Origin of the sequence: Nocardia cyriacigeorgica GUH-2 (assembly GCF_000284035.1) — a bacterium.
GTDB lineage: Bacteria > Actinomycetota > Actinomycetes > Mycobacteriales > Mycobacteriaceae > Nocardia > Nocardia cyriacigeorgica_B.
Genome location: NC_016887.1, coordinates 6,139,030 through 6,158,913 on the forward strand (window position 1 = coordinate 6,139,030; position 19,884 = coordinate 6,158,913).

Below are 19,884 nucleotides of genomic sequence, written 5' to 3' on the forward strand. Positions count from 1 at the left end.
CGATGTCTCAGACAACCATTCCGGTATCTGTACCGGCCGGCCTAGGGAGAGCCCGCGTGATCACACTCGCGTCCGGTGTGTTCATCGACTGGGAGCAGCTGACCGGGCAGTCGAAGTTCGTGGTCGACCTGATCAGCTTCCCGATCTTCGCCGGAATCGCGGGCTGGCTGACCAACTGGACCGGCGTGCTGATGCTGTTCTGGCCGCTGCGCTTCCGTGGTGTCCGGGTGCCCGGCCTCAAGGTGCTCTACCCCTATCTGCCGCGCCGGGTGCAGGTGCTGCCGGTGTTCTCCGAGGACGGTTCCCGCTTCGGATTCCAGGGCTTCATCCCGGCCCGCGCGGAGAAGATGGCCAGCATCTGCGTGGACAAAGCGCTGATGCGGATCGGCAGCCCCCGCGATTTCATCCATGAACTCGACCTGGACGGTATCGCCGACTATGTGGCCGAGATGGCGCACAAGCAGGTGCAGGCGATCGTCGACGACGTCATGTACCGGGAGAACCCCGAGCTGTGGGGTTCGCTGCCGCGGGCGATGAAGCAGCTGGTCTACCAGCGGGTGGACCGGGAGCTGCCCGCGCTGTGCCGGCGCGCGTTCGAATCGCTGGGTGACAACGTCGACCAGCTGATCGACGTCAAGGGTTTCGTCATCCGCTACCTGCAGGACAACCCGATCATCCTCAAGGACCTGACCACCACCATCGCCGCGCCGGAGCTGCGGTTCATGGTGCGCATCGGCCTGCTCGGCGCGCCCTTCGGCCTGCTGCTCGCGCTGTATCTGCATGTGCATCCGAACATCCCGGTGCTCGGCTGGGTGCCCGCGTGGGTGGTCGTGCTGCTGGTGTCGGCCGGGATCGGCGTGCTGGTCAACCTGATCGCGATCAAGATGGTGTTCGAGCCAGGCGATCCGCAACCCCGCTACAAATACCTGTGGCGGCAGGCCCTGCTGGCCAAACGCCAGCCCCAAGCCGCGGTCGACCTGGCCCACATCCTCGCCTACCAAGTGCTCACGCTGCCCAACCTGTCCAAGGAGCTGCTCGAAGGCCCCAACGGCGACAAGACCCGTCAGCTGCTGGAACGCCTGATCTCCGACGAGATCCACCGCCAACTCGGCCGCACCACCTCGATGGTCCGCGCCGCCTTCGGCCGCCGCCAATTCGACAACCTCAAGGTCGGAGCCGCAGGCGCCGCCGTCGGCCTGGCCCCCACCCTCGTCGAGGACGCCGAGTTCACCGAGCAACAAGCCAAGAAGATCGACGAATTCGCCGCCCGCAAACTCAAACAACTCACCCCCGGCGAGTTCATGGAAATGTTCTACGCCTCCGTCGAACAGGACGCCTGGCTGCTGTACGTCCACGGCGGGCTGCTCGGCGTTGTCGTCGGCGGGGTGCACCTGCTGTTGTTCGGGTGGTAGTCCCGCGCATGGCCGATGCGGACGGACGTCACCGTCCCATTGCGCGCACCGTCGACCACGCGCCTATCGTGCAACTCATGTCGACGACCCCGGACAAGAGCTGAATCGCATGTACGACTTCTGTGTGATCGGGGGCGGGATTGTCGGGGTGGCTACCGCGTATCGGATTCTGCGGCGGGCGCCGGGGGCGAGTGTGGTGTTGGTGGAGAAGGCCGAGGCGCTCGGAATCCATCAGACCGGGCATAACAGTGGGGTCATTCATTCCGGGATCTACTATGCGCCGGGCAGTTTGAAGGCGAGGTTGTGCCGGGAGGGGGCTCGGGCTACGAAGGAGTTCGCGGCGGCGAACGGGATCGCGTTCTCCGAGTGCGGGAAGCTGCTGGTGGCGACCGATGGGGCCGAGCGGGAGCGGATGCTGGCGCTGTATGAGCGGTCGCGGGTGAACGGGGTGGATGTCGAGTTGCTCGATGCCGGCGAGCTGGCGCGGCGGGAGCCGCGGGTGAGCGGGGTGGGGGCGTTGTTCGTCCCCGATACCGGGATCGTGGACTACCGGCGGATCACCGCCGCGCTGGCCGGGCAGGTGCGCGCGGCGGGCGGGCGGATCGTGCTCGGGGCGCGGGTCGACGACGTCACCGAGACGGATGCGGGTGTCACGGTGTCGGGGCCGGCGGGGAGCTGGACGGCGAAGGCGCTGGTGGCGTGTGCGGGGTTGCAGGCCGATCGGGTGGCCCGGATGGCGGGGTTGCGCATCGATACCCGGATCGTGCCGTTCCGGGGCGAGTATTACCAGTTGCCGGCGTCGCGGGCGGGGCTGGTCAGCACCCTGATCTATCCGATTCCGGATCCGGAGCTGCCGTTCCTGGGCGTGCATCTGAGCCCGACCATCGACGGTGATCTCACGGTGGGGCCGAATGCCGTGCTCGGCCTGTCCCGGGAGGGCTACCGCAAGGGCAGCGTCGATCTGCGCGACGCCCGCGAGATACTCGGCTATCCGGGCATGCACCGGGTGGCGCTGGCCAATGTCCGCACTGGGCTGCGGGAGCTGCGTAATTCCCTGTTCAAGCGCGGCTACCTGGCCGAATGCCGGCGCTACTGCCCGGAGCTGACGATGGACGACCTGCGACCGCGGGAAGCGGGCATTCGCGCCCAGGCGGTGGCCCGGGACGGCACGCTGATCCACGACTTCCTGGTCGAGCGCACGGCGCGGATGGTGCATGTGCTGAACGCGCCGTCGCCGGCGGCGACCTCGGCGCTGCCCATCGCCGATCACATCGTCGACCGGCTCGGCCTGCCCGCCGACCAAGCAACCGGCCGGTAGCGATCTGGAAATCCACCTCCCCAAATCTCGGCACAACTCTCGAATAAAGAGGAACGCTGTAGTACTTTTGTCGGAGCCGTGGAGGGAGGGCCCATGGGCCGCATCAGATATGCCAGCGACGTCGGCGCACCGGTCGAGGTGGCGTTCACCTACACGGACAATCACCTGTTCGTACCGGACTGGATGTTCGGCGTCGCCGAGTTCGAACCCAGCGGCGACGCCGACCGCGGACTCGGCGCGCGCTTTCGCACCTACGCCCGCCTGCTCCTCCTGCGCACCACGCTCACCTGCGAGATCACCGAGTACCGGCGCAATGTCGTGATCGGGTATACCCTGCGTGGACGTCTATCCGGAACTCTGACACTGCGATTCGATCCGCTGGGCTACGGGCGCTCGGTGCTCACCTCGGAGGTCGACTACGAGCCGCCGCGTGGCCTCATCGGCCGCCTGCTCGCCCGGCCGATCGAATCCGGTGTCCGTTCGGCCCTGCGCCGCACGGAGTCCCGGCTGCGAAGGGAGATAGAGCAATTCCACGGTACCGATCTTGTCGGCCGGATTGCGTAGGGTGCCAGGCATGATCATCGTGAGCACCGACGGATCCTGCCTGCGTAATCCCGGCGGCGCCATCGGCTGGGCATGGGTCAACCATCAGGGCCCCTCCGATAGCGGGGGAGCCGCGTCGGGCACGAATCAGATCGCGGAACTCCGCGCGCTCCTCGAGGCCGTGCTCGCCCACCCCGGTGACGAACCGCTGCTGATCGAAAGCGACTCGCTCTACGCCATCAAATGCGCCTCGGAGTGGATCGCGGGCTGGCGCCGCAACGGCTGGCGCACCTCCACCGGCGCCCCGGTCAAGAATGCCGAGCTCATCCAGCAGATCGATCGAGCCATCGCCTCCCGGCCCGGCCCGGTGCGATTCCGCTGGGTGCGCGGACATGTCGGCAACTACTTCAACGAACAGGCCGACACGCTGGCCGGGCAGGCCGCCCGCCGCGTCGCCGCCGACCCTACCGCCGCTGCCGACCCGGTGACCGTCGAGTTGCCCGCGCTGACGACCACCATCCCCGCCCCGGCCGTACGCGCGGAACCGCCTGTGACACAAGAAAAGCCGGCCACTTCGCGAAAAGTCGCGAAGCAGCCGGCCGCAGAGGCTTTGACGCTGTTCTAGCGTCGCACCGACCACCTGAATAGACCTCCGGCGGCGGTGGCTCGACCCGCCGCCGGGGGTCGCTTCAGCGGATCAGTTGCCGGGCTCCGGCGCGGGCTGATCGGCCGGCGGGGCCGGGGGCTGCTGGGCGGCGTTCGGGTCGAGGCCGGGCAGCATGGCCAGCTCCCACTTGTTGACCAGCCACTTGTCGCCGGACTTCTCCATGCCTGCGACGACGGCGATGTCCTGGCGCTTGGGCTCGGGGGTGACCGAGTTGGTCTTCATCAGGCTGAGGTTCACCAGCACCTCGGTCTTCTCGGTGTCACCGGAACGGAAACCGCAGGTCGCCTTGTCCACCCAGGCCTTGACCTGGGACTCGACCAGGATCTGCCGCAGCACTTCCCAGTTCTGCTCCAGATCCGAGACCACGTTCTCGGTCGCCCGGCCCTTGAGCTCGGCGATGAAGTTGTCCAGGTTGCCCGCGTAGTCGTAGGTGTTGGTCACCCGGGCGAATTCGCAGGCGGCCCGGCTGGACTCGTCCTGCGCGGCGAGCTCGTCGCCGCGCTGCTGCGCCTGCCGGAAGAACACGACGGCGGTGACGACCAGCGCCACCAGCACCACCCCCGCCACGAAGGCGAGGACGACGGGCAGCACACCGCGCTCATTGTTGTCGGCGTTGTCGACCATAGGTCCGGTCTCACTCTCTTTCGTCACGCCGCCGCCTAACCCATTGCCGGGAAGTCGAACTTGGCCACGAGCCAGCGCCCGTTCTCCTTCTGCATCTCCACATTGGCCGCCACGCGGACCTTGCCCGGGGTGGAGTTCGGGACATCGGCGGTGGAGAAGGACTGGTCGATGACCAGGACCAGGGTGGCGTTGTCCTCGTCGCCGGAGGCGTAACCGCACATGACCTCATCGGCCCGCGAATTGACCTGCCTGCCCTCGAACCGGGCCTTCAGATCGGGCCCGAGCTGGGCGACCATCTGCTTCCACTCACCGGTCGCGGTGTCGTTGAGCCGGGCCAGGTAGTCGTCGACCTTGTCGCCGCTGTAGGTGGCGAACTGGTTGCCGAAGTCGCAGGCCGCCCTGGTGGCGTCGGCGCGAGTCTCCAGCTCGTCCTCGCGGTTGCCGGACTGGATGAAGAACACCACGCCGGCGATGGCGGCGGCGATCGCCAGGACGAGGGCCACGCCGGCGGCGATGAACAGCGGGTTGCGGCTCTTGGTGCCTGCGGCCTTGGCGGCGGCGGGGGTGCGGACCTTGACGGTCTTGTCGGCGTCGGACTTGTCGATCTTGACGGTCTCGTCGGCGTCGGCCGCGGCGACCTTGACGGTCTCATCGGCGTCGGCTTTGCCGATCTTGACCGTCTCGTCCGCATCCGCCTTGCCGACCTTGACGGTCTTCTCGGCATCCGCGCCCGACTCGCCCGTCTCGGCCTTCACAGTCTTGTCCGCGTCCGCCGTGCTGGTCGTACCGGCCTCCGCCTTGTCGGCCTGGCCGGCCGCATCGTCAGTAGCGTCCGTGGACTCGGCGTCGACATCGGAGGCCGGTGTGGTCGCCTCGGCGGATTCGGCGTCGCCCGCCGGTCCCGTCGTCGCGCCATCCCGCCCGGCGTCCGCGTCGGAAGCGGCGTCATCTGTGGACATGAGTACTGTTCACACCTTCCCGGCACACCTCGGGGTGTGCCGTGTATTTCGTCCGGCCACGCGCGCGCCGGGCCGCAGGCAGTCAACTGCGAGTATGCCCCGGCGCACACGCGGCCGTTCAGCCGGTCGGGGTTACCGCACCGGCGGCATGGTCCGTTCGTTCGGATCCACACCCGGCGGCATATGCGAGCCGTTGTCCGGGATGTTCGGCCGCGGCGCGTTCACCGCACCTCGGATCTGCTGTCCCGGCGGCGGGTTCTCGCAGTAGTTCCACTTCGGCATGGTCCCGTCGGAGACGACCTGCGGGCTGGCCGGGGTGGACTGGTACTGGCAGTAGGGCCGCAACCAGATGTCGAGGATGGTGTGGAATTCGTTGTCGTGGGCGGGCACGCCGAGCGCCGCGCCACCGAGTTCGAGCGCGGGGAACAGCGCCCGCATGGCCGGGGTGCGCAGCTGCGCCGCCTTGGTGATGGCGACGAAGTTGTTGACCAGGCCGGTGATCGGATCGGTGGTGGTGTCGAGCACCGCGCCGAGGCTGGCGAACTGGCCTGGGGCCTGCGACAGCACCGATTGCAATTCGGCGTTGGCGTTGTTGAACTGCTCGAACAGCACGCCCGAGTTGCGGGTCAGCGTCCCGAGGTCGGGCTGGGCGTTGGACGTCGTCGCGGCGATGGTGCGCAGGTTGGCGATCAGATTCGAGGTCTGCGGCAGCAGCGAATCCAGACCCGCGGCCACCATGCTGACGCCGTCGATGAGCGAACGCAGCTGATCCGGGCCACCGCTGAGCGCGATGTCGAGCTCGTTGAGGATGACGTCGAAGTGCTTCGGATCGATCTGGGCGATCAACGCACTGGTGTCGTCGAGCACCGCCCACACCGGGGTGGGCGTGCGCACGGTGTCCGGGTTGTATTCGATCACCGAGCCGTCGGTCAGGAACGGGCCCTGATCGGTATCGGGACGGAAGTCGATGTACTGCTCACCGGCCGCCGACAGCGCCTGCACCGCGACCACGGTGTCCACCGCGATGTCGTAGCGGTTGTCGATCTCGGCGGTGGCCGCGATGGCCGAGCCGCCGTTGATCAGCGTGATCGAATCGACCTTGCCGACGCGGAAGCCACGCAGCGTGACGTCGTTGCCCGGCTGCAGACCGCCGGAGCGGTCCAGGGTCACCGTGACGGTGTAGGTGCCGCGCAGCGGATTGATCCGCATGACGTTGACCAGCAGGTACGCCGCGCCGATGATCAGCACCAGCACCAGGCCGATGGTGGAGTAGAGGATCCTGTGGCTTTTCACCTGTGTCCTCCCGTCACCCGGCCGTAGACGACCTGGAGCACTTGAATCAGGCTGCCCGCGAAGTCGTTCAGATCGTTGAGATCGAAGAACTTGCTGGTGCCGGGGGCGGTGAGCAAGGCGATATCGAGGTTGGTGACGTTGACCTGCGCGGCGAGACTGTTACCGCGGAAGGTCGCGTTCACGCCTGGGCGGATCTCGCGGAGCGCGTCGAGCACCGCACCGAAGTTGTCGCCGGTGGCGGCCAAGGCCCCCATCAGCTGATCGAGGCTGTCGAGCAGCCCGGCCAGCTCACCGCCGGAGGTGTTGGCGTAGTCGCCGAGCGCGACACTGGCGGTGCCGATCTTGGCGAGCAGATCACCGATGGCCTTGTTGTTCTCCGCGACCGCGCCGATCATGTTCGGCAGGGTGTCGGCGACCTGACCGAGGTCGGAGCGCCTGGCCTCCAGCGTGGTGGCCAGCGCGCCGAATTCGGCGAGCACGCTGTCGATCCGGGCGGAGTTGTCGTTCATGCTGGTGACGACGCCGGTCAGCTCATTGACCAGATGCACCACCTGATCGCTGCGACCGCCGACGATGGAGTCGAGTTCGGCGCCGAGCCGGGCCAGGTGGGCGATGCCGCCGCCGTTGAACATCATCGACACCGACAGCAGCAGCTCCTCGACGGTGGCGCCCGCCGAGGTCTGCTCCAGCGGCAGTGTGTCGCCGTCCTGCATCATCTGGGTGCCGGGTTCGGCGGGCGGCATGGACAGCGCGACGAACACATCACCCAGCGGGGTGGCCTGGCGCAGTTCGGCGGTGCTGCCGACCGGGAGCTGGATATCGGTGCTGATATCCATATCAACGATGGCCTGGAAGTTCGAGGTCCTGATCCCGGTGACCACACCGACATCGGAACCGCCGACCTTCACTTTGGCCTGATCGGGCAGGTTCAGCGCGTTGTCGAACACCGCCGTCAGCGAGTAGGTGTCGCCGGAGGCGCCCGGCTTGGGCAGCGGCAGCTTCTCCACGGTCAGGCCGCAGCCGGAGGTCACCGACATCGCCCCGACCGCCGCGACCGCGACCATGCTGCGGCGGGCTCGTCTGCTGATTCGATTCATCATTTCGTCAGTCCAAGCAGTGCGGCGGTGAGTCCGAAGTCGGGACCGAAGTCCTCCATGCGGCCGGTTCGACAACCGTCGGCACGCATCTGGATGCGTTCGCAGAACAGGCTGATCTGCTCGCCGGCGAGAGTGCCGCCGACGAGTGTGTGCAGCCGGATGTAGCCGAGCTCCTTGTTCATCGACTTGTCGATGCTCTCCAGCAGCATCGGCGCGACGTCGATGACCTCGGTGAGCCCGCGCGCGTTCTGGCGCAGCTGGTCGGTGACCGCCGTCATCCTGGTCAGGGTGTCGCTGATCTGGGCCTGGTGGTCGGCGAAGATCGAGCTGGTGTTGGTCAGGAAGCTGTTGAGCTGATCCAGCGTCGCCTGCAGACCGGGCGCCTGCTCGGCGAGCAGGGTGGTCATCTGGGTGGCCTGGTTGCTGAAATCGCGTACCGACTGATCGTTTTCGGCCAGCATGGTGGTGAGCTCGTTGAGCTTGATGATGATGGTCGAGATCGCGTCCTTGTTGTCGAGGCCGACCTTCAGCGCACTCGACAGCGCGTTGAGGGTGTCGCGGATCTTCTCACCGTTGCCGTCGAGCATCGGGTACAGCACCCGGCCCGACAGCGGACCGAGGCCTTCCTGGCCCTCTTCTGGTTTGAGCGCCGCGGCGAACTGATCGATGGTCTTGATCATCGTGTCGAGTTCGACCGGGACGTCGGTGCGTTCCAGCGGCAGGTGGTCGCCGTCGGAGAGCGTCTCGCCCTCGGTGAACGGCGGGGTGATCTCGATGTGGCGGTCGGTGACGATCGACGGCGAGATCACCACGGCCATGGCGTCCTTGGGGAACTTCACATCACCGTCGAGGGTCATGTGCACCTCGACGAAGGTGCCGCGCGGCACGATCTTGTCGACCTTGCCGACGTCGATCCCGAGCACCTGGACGCTGTTGCCCTCGTACATGCCCGCGATGTTCTCGAAATCCGCGGTGATCTTGATGTCGTTGTTCAACGGACCCGGCAGCAGCGAGCAGCTACCGACGAGCAGCGCGGTGGCTGCGACGAACAGCGACTGGGCGATCGTTTTGAGTCTCATCACGCGCACCCCTCGGCGACTTGGGCGAAGCACAACCAGTTGTCCGGGAACAGCCACGGGAGGCTGACCTCGGCGTAGTTGCCGTTACCCCAGGCGTTGGCCAGGTAGCGCACCGCGGGCGGCATGATCGACAGCAGCCGGTCCAGGTTGTCCTTGTTCTTCTGCAGGCCTGAGGCCATGATGTTGAGCTGATCGAGGGTGCCGGAGAACTGGTTGTCGTTCTGCGCGCCGATCTGCTGCAACTGGGCGGTCAGCGTGGCGACATTGTCGAGCAGCTGACGCAGCAGGTTCTGCCGCTCCATCACCCGGCTGGCGATCGCCTCGCCCTGGGTGACCACCAGCAGCACGCTGTTGCGGTTGTCGGCCAGGATGGTGGTGACCCGGTCCAGGTCCTTGAGCAGGGTGTCGACCTGGGTCTTGCGCGAGTCGATGGTCTTGGCCAGCGCGCCGACACTGTCGAGCGCCTGCGCGATCAGCTCCGGCGAACCGCCGAGCTGCTGATTGACCAGGTTCAGCGATTCGGCCAGCTTGGCGGTGTCGAGTTCCTCGAACTTCGGGGTACCGCGCTGCACGACGTCGGCCAGGTTGTAGGGAACCGTGGTGTTGGTCTTGGGGATCCGCTTGTCCGGCAGGCCCGAACCGTCACCGGGCTCCAGGTCGATGTAGCGGGCGCCCAGCAGCGTCGCCATCTTGATCGAGGCGTGCGCGTCGGGGCCGAGCTTCACATCGTCGCTGACCTGCAGGGTGATCACCACGTGATCGCCCTCGAGTTCGGCGCCGGAGACCCGGCCGACCGGGACGCCGGCGACGTCGACCTTGTCGCCGACCTTGATGCCTGCGGCCTGGACGAACTCCGCCTCGATCGACTGCTCGCCGATGCCGAGGCTCTGGAAGCCGGAGGACGCGATCACCACCACCGCAACCAGGGCGGCGCCGATGATGCCGAGACCGAAGTAGCGGTTGGCGTTGAACCAGGTTTTGATCTTGGTCATGGGCGGCACACCGCCGACTGTCCGTTGCCACCGATCTGCGAGAACAGCCCGCGCGGGAACAGGATTCCGTACAGCGAGACGTCGAGGCGGCAGATGTAGGCGTTGGCGTAGGCGCCCTCGGAGGTGAACCGGCCCACGTCGGCGAGCACCGACGGCAGGTCGATCGCGGCCTGGTCGAGCTTGGCGCCGTTGGCCAGCAGCAGCGTCAGCGCGTCGGTGGTCGAGCGCTGGGCGGCGTCCAGCTTGGGCTGGATATTGCCGACCATGTCGACCAATGCGGTGGTGGCGTCGGCGATCTGCACGGTGGACTGCTGCAAGGACTGGCCCTGTTCATAGAGCCCGCCGATCAGCGCCCTGGTCTGGGTTACCAGCGTCTCCAATTCGTCCCCTCGTTTTGCCAACCCCGACATGATGCCGCTGAGGTTGGTGATCACATCGCTGAGAATGGCGTCCCTGCGCTCGAAATCGGTGGCCAGCGTGGCGGCCTGGGTGATGAACTGGCCCAGCGAGATCCGGTCACCCTGCAATGCCAGCACGAACGTCTCCGACAGGCGGTTGACCTGCTCGGGCTCGAGCGCCTGGAACAACGGCTGGAATCCGTTGAGCAGCGCCGAGATGTCGAAGGACGGCTCGGTGCGCTCGAGCGGGATGGTCGCGTTGTCCTCCAGCGGGGTGGCGTCCCCGCCGGTGCCCGGCGCCAGCGCGATATAGCGCTGGCCGATCAGGTTCTGGTAGCGGACCAGCGCCTTGGTGTTGCCGTAGAGGGTCTGTTCGTCCTGGACGATGAACGACACGTGGGCGTCGTTGTTGTCGTCGAGTTCGATCTTTTCGACCTTGCCGACGCGCACGCCCGCCATGCGGACGTCGTCACCTTCGCGCAGACCCAGCACGTCGGTGAACGTGGCCGAGTAGGTCTTGGTGTCGCCGTCGACGGTGCGGGCCAGCGTGTTCCAGATGACCACGGTGACCAGCACCGATACGACGGCGAAGAGGCTGAAGCCGATCAGCGGTTTGCGGATGCTCATCGGCCGGCCCCCTCTGCGGTGACCTGCACAGTGCCGCCTTCCAGAGCCGTGCTCAACATCATGTATTCGAGGGTGGAGGCCCGCCGGCCCAGCAGCGCGGTCAGCGCCGGATCGTCGGTGTAGGCGATGGGCCGGGCCGCCGGCTTCACGCCGGGCCGCTCAGTGTTCGCCGCGGGCGCGACCTCACCCTGTGCGGGCTTGTCCGTGCCGGGCTGGGTGGCCGGCGCCGGGGTCCCCGGCTGCGATGCGGCCGGAGCGGGAGCGCCGGGCACCAGGTTCGGGAACAGGCCTTCGAGCGGGGTGCCCGCGAACGGGTTCGGCACGGCCGCGGTGGGCGCGGGCGCCGACGGCGCGGTGACCTGGGTGGTCACGCCGGGGATTGCGGGCATGCCCGGCATCGGCGGCAGCACCGGCAGTCCCTCGGCCGACTTCAACCGGCCCGGCCGCATGGATTCCGGCAGCACACCGGGATCGGCGACCGCGGGCGCGGTGGCACAGCTGGGACCGGCCAGATCGCCGTAGCGCGGGCAGTCCTTCACGGTGTTCGGTTGCCACGGGGTGAAGGTGACGCCCGCGTTCCACACCATCTGCCGCTGCGGACCCCAGTGGAAGACCGTGTTCAGCTTGCGGGTGGAGGTGTTCAGGTTGGCGATCGCGTTGGTGATCGCGCTGGGGTCGGAGGCGAGCGCGCCGATGGTGGCGTTCAAGCCCGCGGTGATCTCTTTACCGGAGTTCGGGTTGACCGCGAACAGATGGTTGACCTTGTCCGCGGTGACGCTGGCGCCGCTGATCAGGGCGGCCAGATCCGAGCGGCGGTCGGCGATGGTGCGAGCGGTGGTGACCGAGCTGGCCAGCACGTCCATCAGTTCCGGCGCGGATTCGTTCAGCGCGTGCGCCGAGGCGGAGAAATCACCGAGCAGCACACCGAGATCCGGGATCGACTCGTCGACCGTAGTGAGCCAGCGGTCCAGCCGTTCGATGGTGGAACCGGGCACCCGGCCGCTGCCGTCGAGGGCGTAGGACAGCGTGCCGAGCACCCGGCCGAACTGCATCGGGTCGATCTGGTCGAGGATGTTCTGCACGGTGGTGAGGGTGTCCTGCAAGGCGACGGTGCCCTTGCTGGTGTCCTCCTCGATGACCGAGCCCTCTTCCAGGTGCCCGTCGGACTGGCCGTTGTAGACCAGCTCGACCGAGGTGACCGCGAACAGGTTGCTCGGCACCACGCGCGCGGTGACGTTGTCGGGGATGCCGTCGACGTACTCGGGCTTCAGCTCGATATTGACCTGCTGGAGTTCGCCCTTCGCGGCCACCGACACGCTGTCGACGGCGCCGACCAGCACGCCGCGGAACTTGACGTCGGCGTCCTGCGGCAGGCCGTCACCGGTGGTGGTGAGGTTCGCGGTGACGTTCACCTTGGGCACGAAGTAGCCCTGATAGCGCGCCATCAGGAAGCCGAGAATGACTGCGAAGACGACGAGCCCGCACACACCTGCGATGAGCAGTTGCCGCATGGTGGGCCCGCGCCCACTCGGATCGATGATCATTACCTACCCCGAGATCCGGATGCCGGGGTTGACACCCCAGATTGCCAAGGTCATGAACAGGTCGGCGAAGACGACCACGATGATGCACATCTTGATCGCGCGACCCGCTGCCACACCGACACCCTCGGGACCACCCGAGGCGAAGAAGCCGTAGTAGCACTGGATGAACGTGGTGATCGCGACGAACACGATCGCTTTGAGCAGCGAATAGAGCACGTCGGTCGGTATCAGGAATTGGTAGAAGTAATGCATGTAGGTACCGCTGTCGGTGCCGCCGATCAGCTGCACGGTGACCGCGCAGGAGATGTAGGCCATGGCCAGGCCGAGGCAGTACAGCGGGACGATGGTGATCATCGCCGCGATCATCCGGGTGCTGACCAGGTAGGGCAGCGGCCGGATGGCCACCGATTCGAGCGCGTCGATCTCCTCGGAGATGCGCATGGCGCCCAGCTGCGCGGTGAACCGGCAGCCGGCCTGCGCCGCGAACGCCAGCGCCGCCAGCAGCGGGCCGAGCTCACGGGTGGTGGCGAAGGCCGAGATGGCGCCGGTGATCGGGCTCAGCCCGAGCAGATTCAGTGAGGTGTGACCCTGGATGCCGACGGTCATACCGCCGAAGGCGGACAGGATCAGGATGACGCCAATGGTGCCGCCACCGACGACGAGATTGCCGTTGCCCCAGGTGACATCGGACAGCAGCCGCCAGACTTCCTTCGGGTACTGCTTGAACGCCAGCGGCATCGAGCCGATCGAGCGCAGGAAGAAGAACACCTGGTGGCCCAGGCGGGCCAGCATGTCCTTGGGCGCGGTGGCCGCGGTGCGGAGCTTCTGGAAGGGCCGCAGCAGGGGCGGCACATAAGTCGCGGACACCGGCTACACCACCGTCGGGGGGAAGAGGGTGTTGTAGACCTGCGTGAAGATGACGTTCACGCCGAACAACATCACCGCGGACATGACGACGGCGGTGTTGACCGAGTTGGCCACACCGCCGGGGCCGCCGCGGGTGTTGAGCCCGGTATCGCAGGCGATGATGGCCGCGAGCAGGCCGAACAGCAGCGACTTGATCAGTGCCACCAGCAGATCCAGGGTCACCGCGAACGAGGAGAAGGTCGCGATGTAGGAGCCGGGGGTGCCGCCCTGGGCGAAGATATTGAAGATGTAGCCGGTCAGGAAGCCGACGAAGACGACGAACCCGCACAGCAGCACGCTGACGATCATCGCCGCGCCGAGCCGGGGCGCGACCAGGCGCCGCATCGGATCGACGCCCATCACCTTCATGGCGTCGATTTCCTCACGGATGGTCCGGGAACCGAGGTCGGCGCAGATGGCCGAACCGACGGCGCCTGCGATCATCAGCACGGTGACCAGTGGCGCGCCCTGCTGAATGATGCCGAGGCCGTTGGCCGCACCGATGAACGAGGTGGCACCGACCTGACTGGCGACCGCGCCGACCTGAATCGAGACGATGACGCCGATCGGGATGGCGACCAGCAGCGTGGGCGCGGCGGCGACGCTGGCCATGAAGGCGCACTGGCGGATGAACTCGTCGAACGGAAACCGGCGCCGGAAGATGGCGACGACGAGTTCGGTGACGGCCTGCGCGCCCATCGTCATCTGACGGCCGAGCGTTTCCAGCGACTTTTTGGGATGGTCGCGCCAGTAGTCCTTCGTCCACTCGACCGCATCGCTCAATCTCGAACCCGCTGGTGGACTCTTGGTCGACTGCACTGACTAACCCCTCTCGACGTCGGTTTACCTGCCCCGACGACTTGTTTGCTTGACGCACCTTACTACGGAGTAGCGCAGAACACACCATAGACATGTGATTGCGGTCATAGACCGTTGTCACTATGCACTGTGACCACTGAGTTATGACACCGGAGTTGGTATTGATCCCAATCTTTCCCGGAATAGAACTGGAACAAGTTACAGAGTCCCTGCATGTGAGCCGGACCCGATGCGGAGCCGTTCCCAATAAATAGGGAAACCATTCATCGAAATTGCACGGGGATTCAATTCTGGACAGCCGACCATGACAGGACTCGCTTTGTAAACTTCGCTGACGATATAGAGTCGGTGATAGCAAGAGGCTATTTCGATGGAAAGAGACAAACCTGGCGACATGTATGGAAATCGGCGTCCCGGCGGGCTCGGCCACGCCGATGACGCGCCCGAGCGCAAATACTGACACGATGGGTCTCGCAGATTGATATCGTGCGGGCTTCCGACGTCTGGAGGGACATGTTCAGCAAACTCGCCAAGGCGGCCAACGCCGTCCTCGCCGTCGCCATCGGAGCGGCGCTGCTCGGGACCGGCGCTGGCGCCGCCGGCGCCGCACCAGGGGCGCCGGTCATCGGCGGCGGATCAGGAATCGTCATCGACAACATGTTCGAGTGCACGGTCACCACGGTCGGCCACGATGCGGCGGGACGACTGGTCGGACTCACCGCCGGGCACTGCGGCGACGCGGGCGCGCAGGTGTACGCCGAGGTGGACCGCGGCTACGGGCCGATCGGCAAGTTCGTCTTCTCCAACCACGAACTCGATTACGCCGTCATCCAGTTCGATCCGAACCGGATCACCCCGGTGAACCGGATCGGCAACGTCACCATCACCGGGATCGGCGCCGCACCGCAGTTCCCGACCATCGTCTGCAAGGAAGGCCGCACCACCGGCAACACCTGCGGCGTCACCTGGGGCGACATCTTCCAGACCAACTACGAGACCTGGGCCCAGATGTGCGTGGTCGAAGGCGATTCCGGCGCACCGGTTGTCGTCGGGTCCACCCTCGTCGGCATGGTGAACGCCTACCTGGCCATCGCCTGCTTCGGCCCCGAGGTCGGCACCAACCTGACCGCGATCATGGACGACGTCAACGCGCGCGGCGGGACGGGCTCGGGTTTCCGGCCCATCTGATCCGGACCGGTAGAACTTTCGCCGAATGAGCGGGCGTGAGCGCCCGCTCATTCGGCGTTTCAGGGGCTTCGGTGGTGCGGCCGACCCCGGTAGAGCAGGTGCGGTGACGCGGGGAACCTACAGCTCCTCGACGCACACCACGAACCGGCGCTCCGGGTAGACGTACCCGCTGCCGCCCGCACCGCAGGCATCGGCGGAGTCGGCGTCCTGCTCGATCGAGAGCACCTTCACCCCGTCGACGGCCGGTTCGGTGCAGTCCACCCGCTTGGGATCCTCACCGCCGACATCCATGCAGCCGCCGACCACCCAGTCGATATCCAGGCACAGCGCGCCCTGCTCGACACCGTTGACGGTTTCGGCGTAATAGCTGTCGGCATCGCTGACGCATTCGGATCGCTTGGCCACCTTGCCGATGACCTTGTAGTTGGCCGCGCGGCTGCCACAGGAGGCCCGATCGATCTCGGCGTCGGTGGTGGTGCCACCGAGGGTCACGCAGTCGCCGATCTCGGCGTCGAAGGAGGTGTTGCCGCCGGTCGGCGCGGTGCTGGTGGTGGTGCGCGGCGAGCGGGTGCTGGTCGGCTCGGAATCGGAGGTCGATTCGGCGCTGCTGGTCGGGGAGATCGCGTTGTCCAGCGCGGGTTGCGCGGTGCCGGTGACGGTGGTGCTACACCCGGCGGCGAACGGTACGAGCGCCGCCGCGACGGCACAGGCCACGAGCGCGCGATGGGCGAAGGTCGATCGACCAGACACGAAAAGTCCTCCCGAGCAGCAACGCCGAACTCACACCCCCGTACGAATCCGAAGTCCACAACAGTGCTTGAAACACCTCGAAATGAATACACCACCGCTTCGGTGCGGTCGAGTCGAACGCCGCGCCGCGCGTCGCGCATGCGCCCGGAACCGCCCCCGCAGCAATGATCTCGCCTATGGTGAGGAGGCCGGTGCGAGAGGAGTCGGACATGAAGCTGATCAGCGCGATCGCCTGCGCCACCGCGACCGCCGGGGCCTGTCTCGCGGCACCGGCGGTGGCCTCGGCAAATACCGTGCAATGCGCCGCGGACAACGGAGCCGACGTGATGATCCTCGACGGCGACCACGGGTGCCGGGCGCGCTCGGGCGAGTTCGGCAAGGCGCGCTCGGCCGGAGTCGACGGCATCGGTTACGCCATAGCATCGTCGGGCGCCACCGCGGTCGGGATCGGCGCGGCAGGCGGCCTCGGCGCGAGCGAAGGAGTCGGTGGCGTGCCGATCGCGGTCGGGCTCGGACCCGACGCCGTCGCGTTGACCTCGCTGCTGCCGGTGGGCGGGGCGACAAGTTCTTCGGCGGTGGCGGTATCGCTGGCAGTGGACGGATCCCGCGCCCAGGTGCTCTCCGGTGAAGACGCCGTGGTGTGCCTCGGCGTGGCGGCGTTCGCGTGGAACGCCGGTACGGGCGAAGCCTGCCTGGCGACTCCGGTGGGCCGCTGGCAGCGGTCGTGAGCACCGCCGAACCGGCGCGCGGGCTCTCGGCCCCGCGCGAGATGCTGGTCGACCCGCGGTTCATCCGGCTGGCCGACCATTTCTTCGGCATGTTCACCCAGCCCAGCCGGGGCGGCGGCGCGCTGGCGATCTATCTGGACGGCGAACCGGTGGTCGACATCTGGGCCGGCTGGGCGGCCAAGGACAAGCGCTGGAACGGCGAGAACGTCGCGCTGACCTTCTCCACCGGCAAGGGTGTCGCCTCGACGGTGCTGCACCGGGTGGCCGAACGCGGTCTCATCGATTACGACACGCCCGTCGCCGAGTACTGGCCGGAGTTCGCCGCGCACGGAAAAGAGGACATCACCGTGCGGGATGTGCTGTCCCACCGCGCCGGTCTGCACCGGGTGCGCGGGCTGGTGCCGGGCCGCGAGGGCATCCTCGACTACGACTCGGTGGTGCGGGCGCTGGCCGACAGCCCGCCGGACCCGCGGCGCATCCGCACCTCCGGCTACCACGCCATCACCTTCGGCTGGCTGGTCGCCGAACTGGTGCAGCGGGTGACCGGCGAGCCCTTCACCGACGTGCTGCGCCGCGAGATCGCGATCCCGCTGGGCACCGACGAATTCTGGTTCCGGGTACCCGAATCCGAGCGCTACCGGATCGCCAAGACATTTCCGCACCTGGCTCCGCCCGGTATCCGCTGGAACACCGCGTCGTCGGTGCTGTCGTGGGTGCGGCCGGTGCGCGGGCTGGCCGAGGCCGGAATGCCGGAGAGTTTCGACGAGCTGGTGCGCGATCCGCGGGTGCACGATGCCGTGATGCCCGGCTGGAACGGCGTGTTCTCGGCGCGTGCGCTGGCCAGGATGTACGGCGCACTCGCCAATCGCGGAGAGGTCGCCGGGCTCGGCGCCGATCGCGGGCGCATGATTCAGTTCTTGAATCCCGAGACCATCGAGAAGATCAATCAGGTGCAGCCGACCGAGAGCCGCGACTATGTGCTCGGGTTCCCGCTGCGGTTCACCCTCGGCTATCACCGTCCGGTGCTGATGACCAAGCAGCAGCCGCGAAAAGCTTTCGGGCACTACGGCGTCGGCGGGTCCGGGGCATATGCCGATCCGCTGCTCGGCATGTCGGTCGCGTTCGTCACCAATCGGCTCGGCAACGCGGTCACCGCGCTCGGTGACGCCCGGCTGGCCCGGTTGGCGGCGCTGGCGCGCAATACCGTCCGCAAGGAACGTCCCGTCGACGATCTCGACACCGTCCACGAGCACTGAACCGCCGCCGTCCACCGCCCGTATCCAGCGGTATGGAACCGAGCACCCGCGCCGGGCAGGTGGTGCTGCGCCGGCCGCGCGCGGCGCTCGTGCATGCCGCCGCCGCGGGGATCGACTTCCAGTGGTATTTCCGCAGGCGACGCGAGCGTGACGGCGATCCGTTCCTGCTGCGGTTCCCCGGACTCGGCGAAGCGGTGTTCACCGGAACCCCCGAGGGCGCGCGCGAGGTGTTCCGCGCGCCGGTCGACGCACTGGTTCCGCCGCGGCCGAACCCGATCGAACCGCTGGTCGGCACGGCCTCGCTGATCCTGACCGGCGGCGAACGCCACCGCCGCGATCGCGCGCTGCTGGCACCGGCGCTGCATGGGACGCGGGTGCGTGGTTACGGTGAACTCATCGCGGAATCGGTGCGCTGCGAGGTGGATCAATGGCGGCCCGGCAGCGTCATCGATGCGCGTTCAGCGGCTACCGCCATCACGCTGCGGGTGATCCTGGACGCGGTGTTCGGAATCGGTGCCGAACGCCGGCCCGCCTATCTCGCCGCGATCGGCGCGTTCCTCGGCAGCTTCTCCGGACCGTTGATGCTGGCACCCGTCTTGCGCCGCGGGCTGTTCGGGCTGGCGCCGTGGGACCGGTTCGTCGCCGCGCGCGAGCGGCTGGATCAGCTGCTGCTCGCCGATATCGCCGAGCGGCGCGACAGCCCACCTGGTGAGGACATCGCTTCGACCCTGCTCGGCACCCGCTACGAGGACGGCAGCACGATCTCCGATCACGACCTGTGCGATCAGCTGCGCACGCTGCTCGTCGCCGGTCACGAGACCACCGCCAACACGCTGGCCTGGGCGCTGCTGCGGGTGCATCGCGAACCCGCCGTACTGCACCGGTTGCGCGACGAACTGCGGGCCGCGGGTCCGGAGCCGGCGCCGCAGGAGCTGCTCGGGCTGCCCTACCTCGATGCGGTCTGCCAGGAAACGCTGCGGCTGCATCCGGCCGTGCCGATCGTGCTGCGCAGACTCACCGCGCCCTACACGCTGCGCGGGGTGGCGCTGGGACCCGACGCCATCATGGGCGTCGCGGTTCCACTGCTGCATTCCGATCCGGCGGTGTGGTCCGAGCCGGACCGTTTCCGCCCCGAACGCTTTCTCGACCGTCGCTACACCCCGTTCGAGTTCGCACCCTTCGGCGGCGGGTTTCGCCGCTGTGTGGGTGCCGCGCTGGCCGATACCGAACTGCGCATCGCCCTCGCGACCATCGTCGGCCGCACTCGATTGCGGCTCGCACCGCCGCTCGATCGCGACCGGCTGCCCCGCGCCCTGCCGCGCGGGATCGCTACCGCACCGAGCAGACGGATCCGATTCACCGTGCTCGAGTGATTTAGCTCACCAACATGTTTGGGGCCCGCCCGTACCGACTGTCCGGGCCGATCACCGCACCGCCTGCGACTCACCGGTGTGAGCGGCGCGTTTCGCCCGACCTGCATGCGTCAGGGCGGGGAATGCGCGAACGAACACCGGTGGCGGTTGCCTATCACCGCAGAACCCGGCTGGAAACGCCGGCTCATCAACGGTAGGAATGGTCGGCGGAGCGGTAGGTGTAGCCGCCAGGGTCGCCGCCTTCACGGCAGCGGATCCGCGGGTACCCGGTCGGGGCCGCTCCGGGCTCCACGACCCGTCGGTGCGCCGAG

19 protein-coding genes are annotated in these 19,884 nt (G+C 67.3%); 8 read left to right on the forward strand and 11 right to left on the reverse strand.

What is annotated here, in order from left to right; genetic code table 11:
- Positions 1–56: 56 nt before the first annotated feature.
- The 4 genes from NOCYR_RS27570 to NOCYR_RS27585 all read left to right on the forward strand — a co-directional run bounded on the left by NOCYR_RS27570 (position 57) and on the right by NOCYR_RS27585 (position 3,898).
- Entirely contained in the window at positions 57–1,412 is a 1,356-nt protein-coding gene (locus tag NOCYR_RS27570; RefSeq protein ID WP_014353709.1) for a hypothetical protein, read from the forward strand.
- 109 nt (positions 1,413–1,521) lie between these two features.
- Positions 1,522–2,730: an L-2-hydroxyglutarate oxidase gene (gene lhgO / locus NOCYR_RS27575; RefSeq protein ID WP_014353710.1), complete on the forward strand. Its 1,209-nt coding sequence runs from the start codon at positions 1,522–1,524 to the stop codon at positions 2,728–2,730.
- A gap of 93 nt (positions 2,731–2,823) precedes the next feature.
- The gene (locus NOCYR_RS27580; RefSeq protein ID WP_014353711.1) at positions 2,824–3,294 is read left to right on the forward strand and encodes an SRPBCC family protein; all 471 of its coding nucleotides are present in this window, start codon (positions 2,824–2,826) and stop codon (positions 3,292–3,294) included.
- 10 nt (positions 3,295–3,304) lie between these two features.
- Entirely contained in the window at positions 3,305–3,898 is a 594-nt protein-coding gene (locus NOCYR_RS27585) for a ribonuclease H family protein (protein WP_014353712.1), read from the forward strand.
- A 72-nt stretch (positions 3,899–3,970) separates the two neighbouring features.
- On the opposite strand, the gene NOCYR_RS27590 is transcribed toward NOCYR_RS27585, so the two are convergent.
- From NOCYR_RS27590 to NOCYR_RS27635, 10 genes are all read right to left on the reverse strand, one after another.
- Positions 3,971–4,591, reverse strand: coding sequence for a hypothetical protein (locus NOCYR_RS27590; RefSeq protein ID WP_148280784.1), 621 nt, complete (start codon positions 4,589–4,591; stop codon positions 3,971–3,973).
- A gap of 8 nt (positions 4,592–4,599) precedes the next feature.
- Entirely contained in the window at positions 4,600–5,523 is a 924-nt protein-coding gene (locus tag NOCYR_RS27595) for a hypothetical protein (RefSeq protein ID WP_014353714.1), read from the reverse strand.
- 132 nt (positions 5,524–5,655) lie between these two features.
- On the reverse strand, positions 5,656–6,816 hold the full coding sequence (locus NOCYR_RS27600; protein WP_014353715.1) for an MlaD family protein: 1,161 nt from the start codon (positions 6,814–6,816) through the stop codon (positions 5,656–5,658).
- On the reverse strand, positions 6,813–7,916 hold the full coding sequence (locus NOCYR_RS27605; protein ID WP_048833799.1) for an MCE family protein: 1,104 nt from the start codon (positions 7,914–7,916) through the stop codon (positions 6,813–6,815). Before NOCYR_RS27605 ends, NOCYR_RS27600 begins: the two co-directional genes overlap by 4 nt.
- A complete protein-coding gene (locus tag NOCYR_RS27610) occupies positions 7,913–8,992 on the reverse strand; it encodes an MCE family protein (RefSeq protein ID WP_014353717.1) in 1,080 nt (359 codons plus the stop codon). Before NOCYR_RS27610 ends, NOCYR_RS27605 begins: the two co-directional genes overlap by 4 nt.
- Positions 8,992–9,984 carry an MCE family protein gene (locus tag NOCYR_RS27615; protein WP_014353718.1) on the reverse strand — a complete coding sequence of 331 codons (993 nt, stop codon included), beginning with the start codon at positions 9,982–9,984 and terminating at the stop codon, positions 8,992–8,994. Before NOCYR_RS27615 ends, NOCYR_RS27610 begins: the two co-directional genes overlap by 1 nt.
- Positions 9,981–11,009: an MCE family protein gene (locus tag NOCYR_RS27620; RefSeq protein ID WP_014353719.1), complete on the reverse strand. Its 1,029-nt coding sequence runs from the start codon at positions 11,007–11,009 to the stop codon at positions 9,981–9,983. The genes NOCYR_RS27615 and NOCYR_RS27620 overlap by 4 nt, the downstream gene beginning before the upstream one ends.
- Positions 11,006–12,553, reverse strand: a complete 1,548-nt coding sequence (locus NOCYR_RS27625; protein WP_014353720.1) for an MlaD family protein — start codon at positions 12,551–12,553, stop codon at positions 11,006–11,008. Before NOCYR_RS27625 ends, NOCYR_RS27620 begins: the two co-directional genes overlap by 4 nt.
- Positions 12,554–12,556: 3 nt before the next feature.
- On the reverse strand, positions 12,557–13,420 hold the full coding sequence (locus tag NOCYR_RS27630; RefSeq protein ID WP_048833800.1) for an MlaE family ABC transporter permease: 864 nt from the start codon (positions 13,418–13,420) through the stop codon (positions 12,557–12,559).
- A 3-nt stretch (positions 13,421–13,423) separates the two neighbouring features.
- Positions 13,424–14,242, reverse strand: coding sequence for an MlaE family ABC transporter permease (locus NOCYR_RS27635; protein ID WP_014353722.1), 819 nt, complete (start codon positions 14,240–14,242; stop codon positions 13,424–13,426).
- Positions 14,243–14,791: 549 nt separating this feature from the next.
- On the opposite strand from NOCYR_RS27635, the gene NOCYR_RS27640 reads away from it, so the two are divergent.
- Complete coding sequence (locus tag NOCYR_RS27640) at positions 14,792–15,466, forward strand: S1 family peptidase (protein WP_014353723.1); 675 nt, start codon at positions 14,792–14,794, stop codon at positions 15,464–15,466.
- Positions 15,467–15,583: 117 nt separating this feature from the next.
- Here the strand turns inward: NOCYR_RS27640 and lppU are convergent, their stop codons facing one another.
- Positions 15,584–16,216: an LppU family putative lipoprotein gene (lppU, locus tag NOCYR_RS27645; RefSeq protein ID WP_014353724.1), complete on the reverse strand. Its 633-nt coding sequence runs from the start codon at positions 16,214–16,216 to the stop codon at positions 15,584–15,586.
- A gap of 209 nt (positions 16,217–16,425) precedes the next feature.
- On the opposite strand from lppU, the gene NOCYR_RS27650 reads away from it, so the two are divergent.
- From NOCYR_RS27650 to NOCYR_RS27660, 3 genes are read left to right on the forward strand one after another with little or no spacing between them, the layout of a single operon-like run.
- On the forward strand, positions 16,426–16,944 hold the full coding sequence (locus NOCYR_RS27650) for a DUF6764 family protein (protein WP_014353725.1): 519 nt from the start codon (positions 16,426–16,428) through the stop codon (positions 16,942–16,944).
- A gap of 41 nt (positions 16,945–16,985) precedes the next feature.
- Positions 16,986–18,200 (forward strand): serine hydrolase domain-containing protein, encoded by a 1,215-nt coding sequence (locus tag NOCYR_RS27655; RefSeq protein WP_048834489.1) that lies wholly within the window; start codon positions 16,986–16,988, stop codon positions 18,198–18,200.
- A gap of 32 nt (positions 18,201–18,232) precedes the next feature.
- Positions 18,233–19,573: a cytochrome P450 gene (locus tag NOCYR_RS27660; protein WP_014353727.1), complete on the forward strand. Its 1,341-nt coding sequence runs from the start codon at positions 18,233–18,235 to the stop codon at positions 19,571–19,573.
- The last annotated feature ends 311 nt before the right edge of the window (positions 19,574–19,884 follow it).

Bases quoted from the DNA above. Each gene is read 5' to 3' on its own strand.
- NOCYR_RS27610 (WP_014353717.1), bottom strand. From the start codon at position 8,992: ATGAGACTCAAAACGATCGCCCAGTCGCTGTTCGTCGCAGCCACCGCG.
- NOCYR_RS27655 (WP_048834489.1), top strand. From the start codon at position 16,986: ATGCTGGTCGACCCGCGGTTCATCCGGCTGGCCGACCATTTCTTCGGC.
- NOCYR_RS27585 (WP_014353712.1), top strand. From the start codon at position 3,305: ATGATCATCGTGAGCACCGACGGATCCTGCCTGCGTAATCCCGGCGGC.
- NOCYR_RS27620 (WP_014353719.1), bottom strand. From the start codon at position 11,009: ATGAGCATCCGCAAACCGCTGATCGGCTTCAGCCTCTTCGCCGTCGTA.
- NOCYR_RS27650 (WP_014353725.1), top strand. From the start codon at position 16,426: ATGAAGCTGATCAGCGCGATCGCCTGCGCCACCGCGACCGCCGGGGCC.
- NOCYR_RS27595 (WP_014353714.1), bottom strand. From the start codon at position 5,523: ATGTCCACAGATGACGCCGCTTCCGACGCGGACGCCGGGCGGGATGGC.
- NOCYR_RS27660 (WP_014353727.1), top strand. From the start codon at position 18,233: ATGGAACCGAGCACCCGCGCCGGGCAGGTGGTGCTGCGCCGGCCGCGC.
- NOCYR_RS27625 (WP_014353720.1), bottom strand. From the start codon at position 12,553: ATGATCATCGATCCGAGTGGGCGCGGGCCCACCATGCGGCAACTGCTC.
- NOCYR_RS27615 (WP_014353718.1), bottom strand. From the start codon at position 9,984: ATGACCAAGATCAAAACCTGGTTCAACGCCAACCGCTACTTCGGTCTC.
- NOCYR_RS27640 (WP_014353723.1), top strand. From the start codon at position 14,792: ATGTTCAGCAAACTCGCCAAGGCGGCCAACGCCGTCCTCGCCGTCGCC.
- lhgO (WP_014353710.1), top strand. From the start codon at position 1,522: ATGTACGACTTCTGTGTGATCGGGGGCGGGATTGTCGGGGTGGCTACC.
- NOCYR_RS27605 (WP_048833799.1), bottom strand. From the start codon at position 7,916: ATGATGAATCGAATCAGCAGACGAGCCCGCCGCAGCATGGTCGCGGTC.
- NOCYR_RS27580 (WP_014353711.1), top strand. From the start codon at position 2,824: ATGGGCCGCATCAGATATGCCAGCGACGTCGGCGCACCGGTCGAGGTG.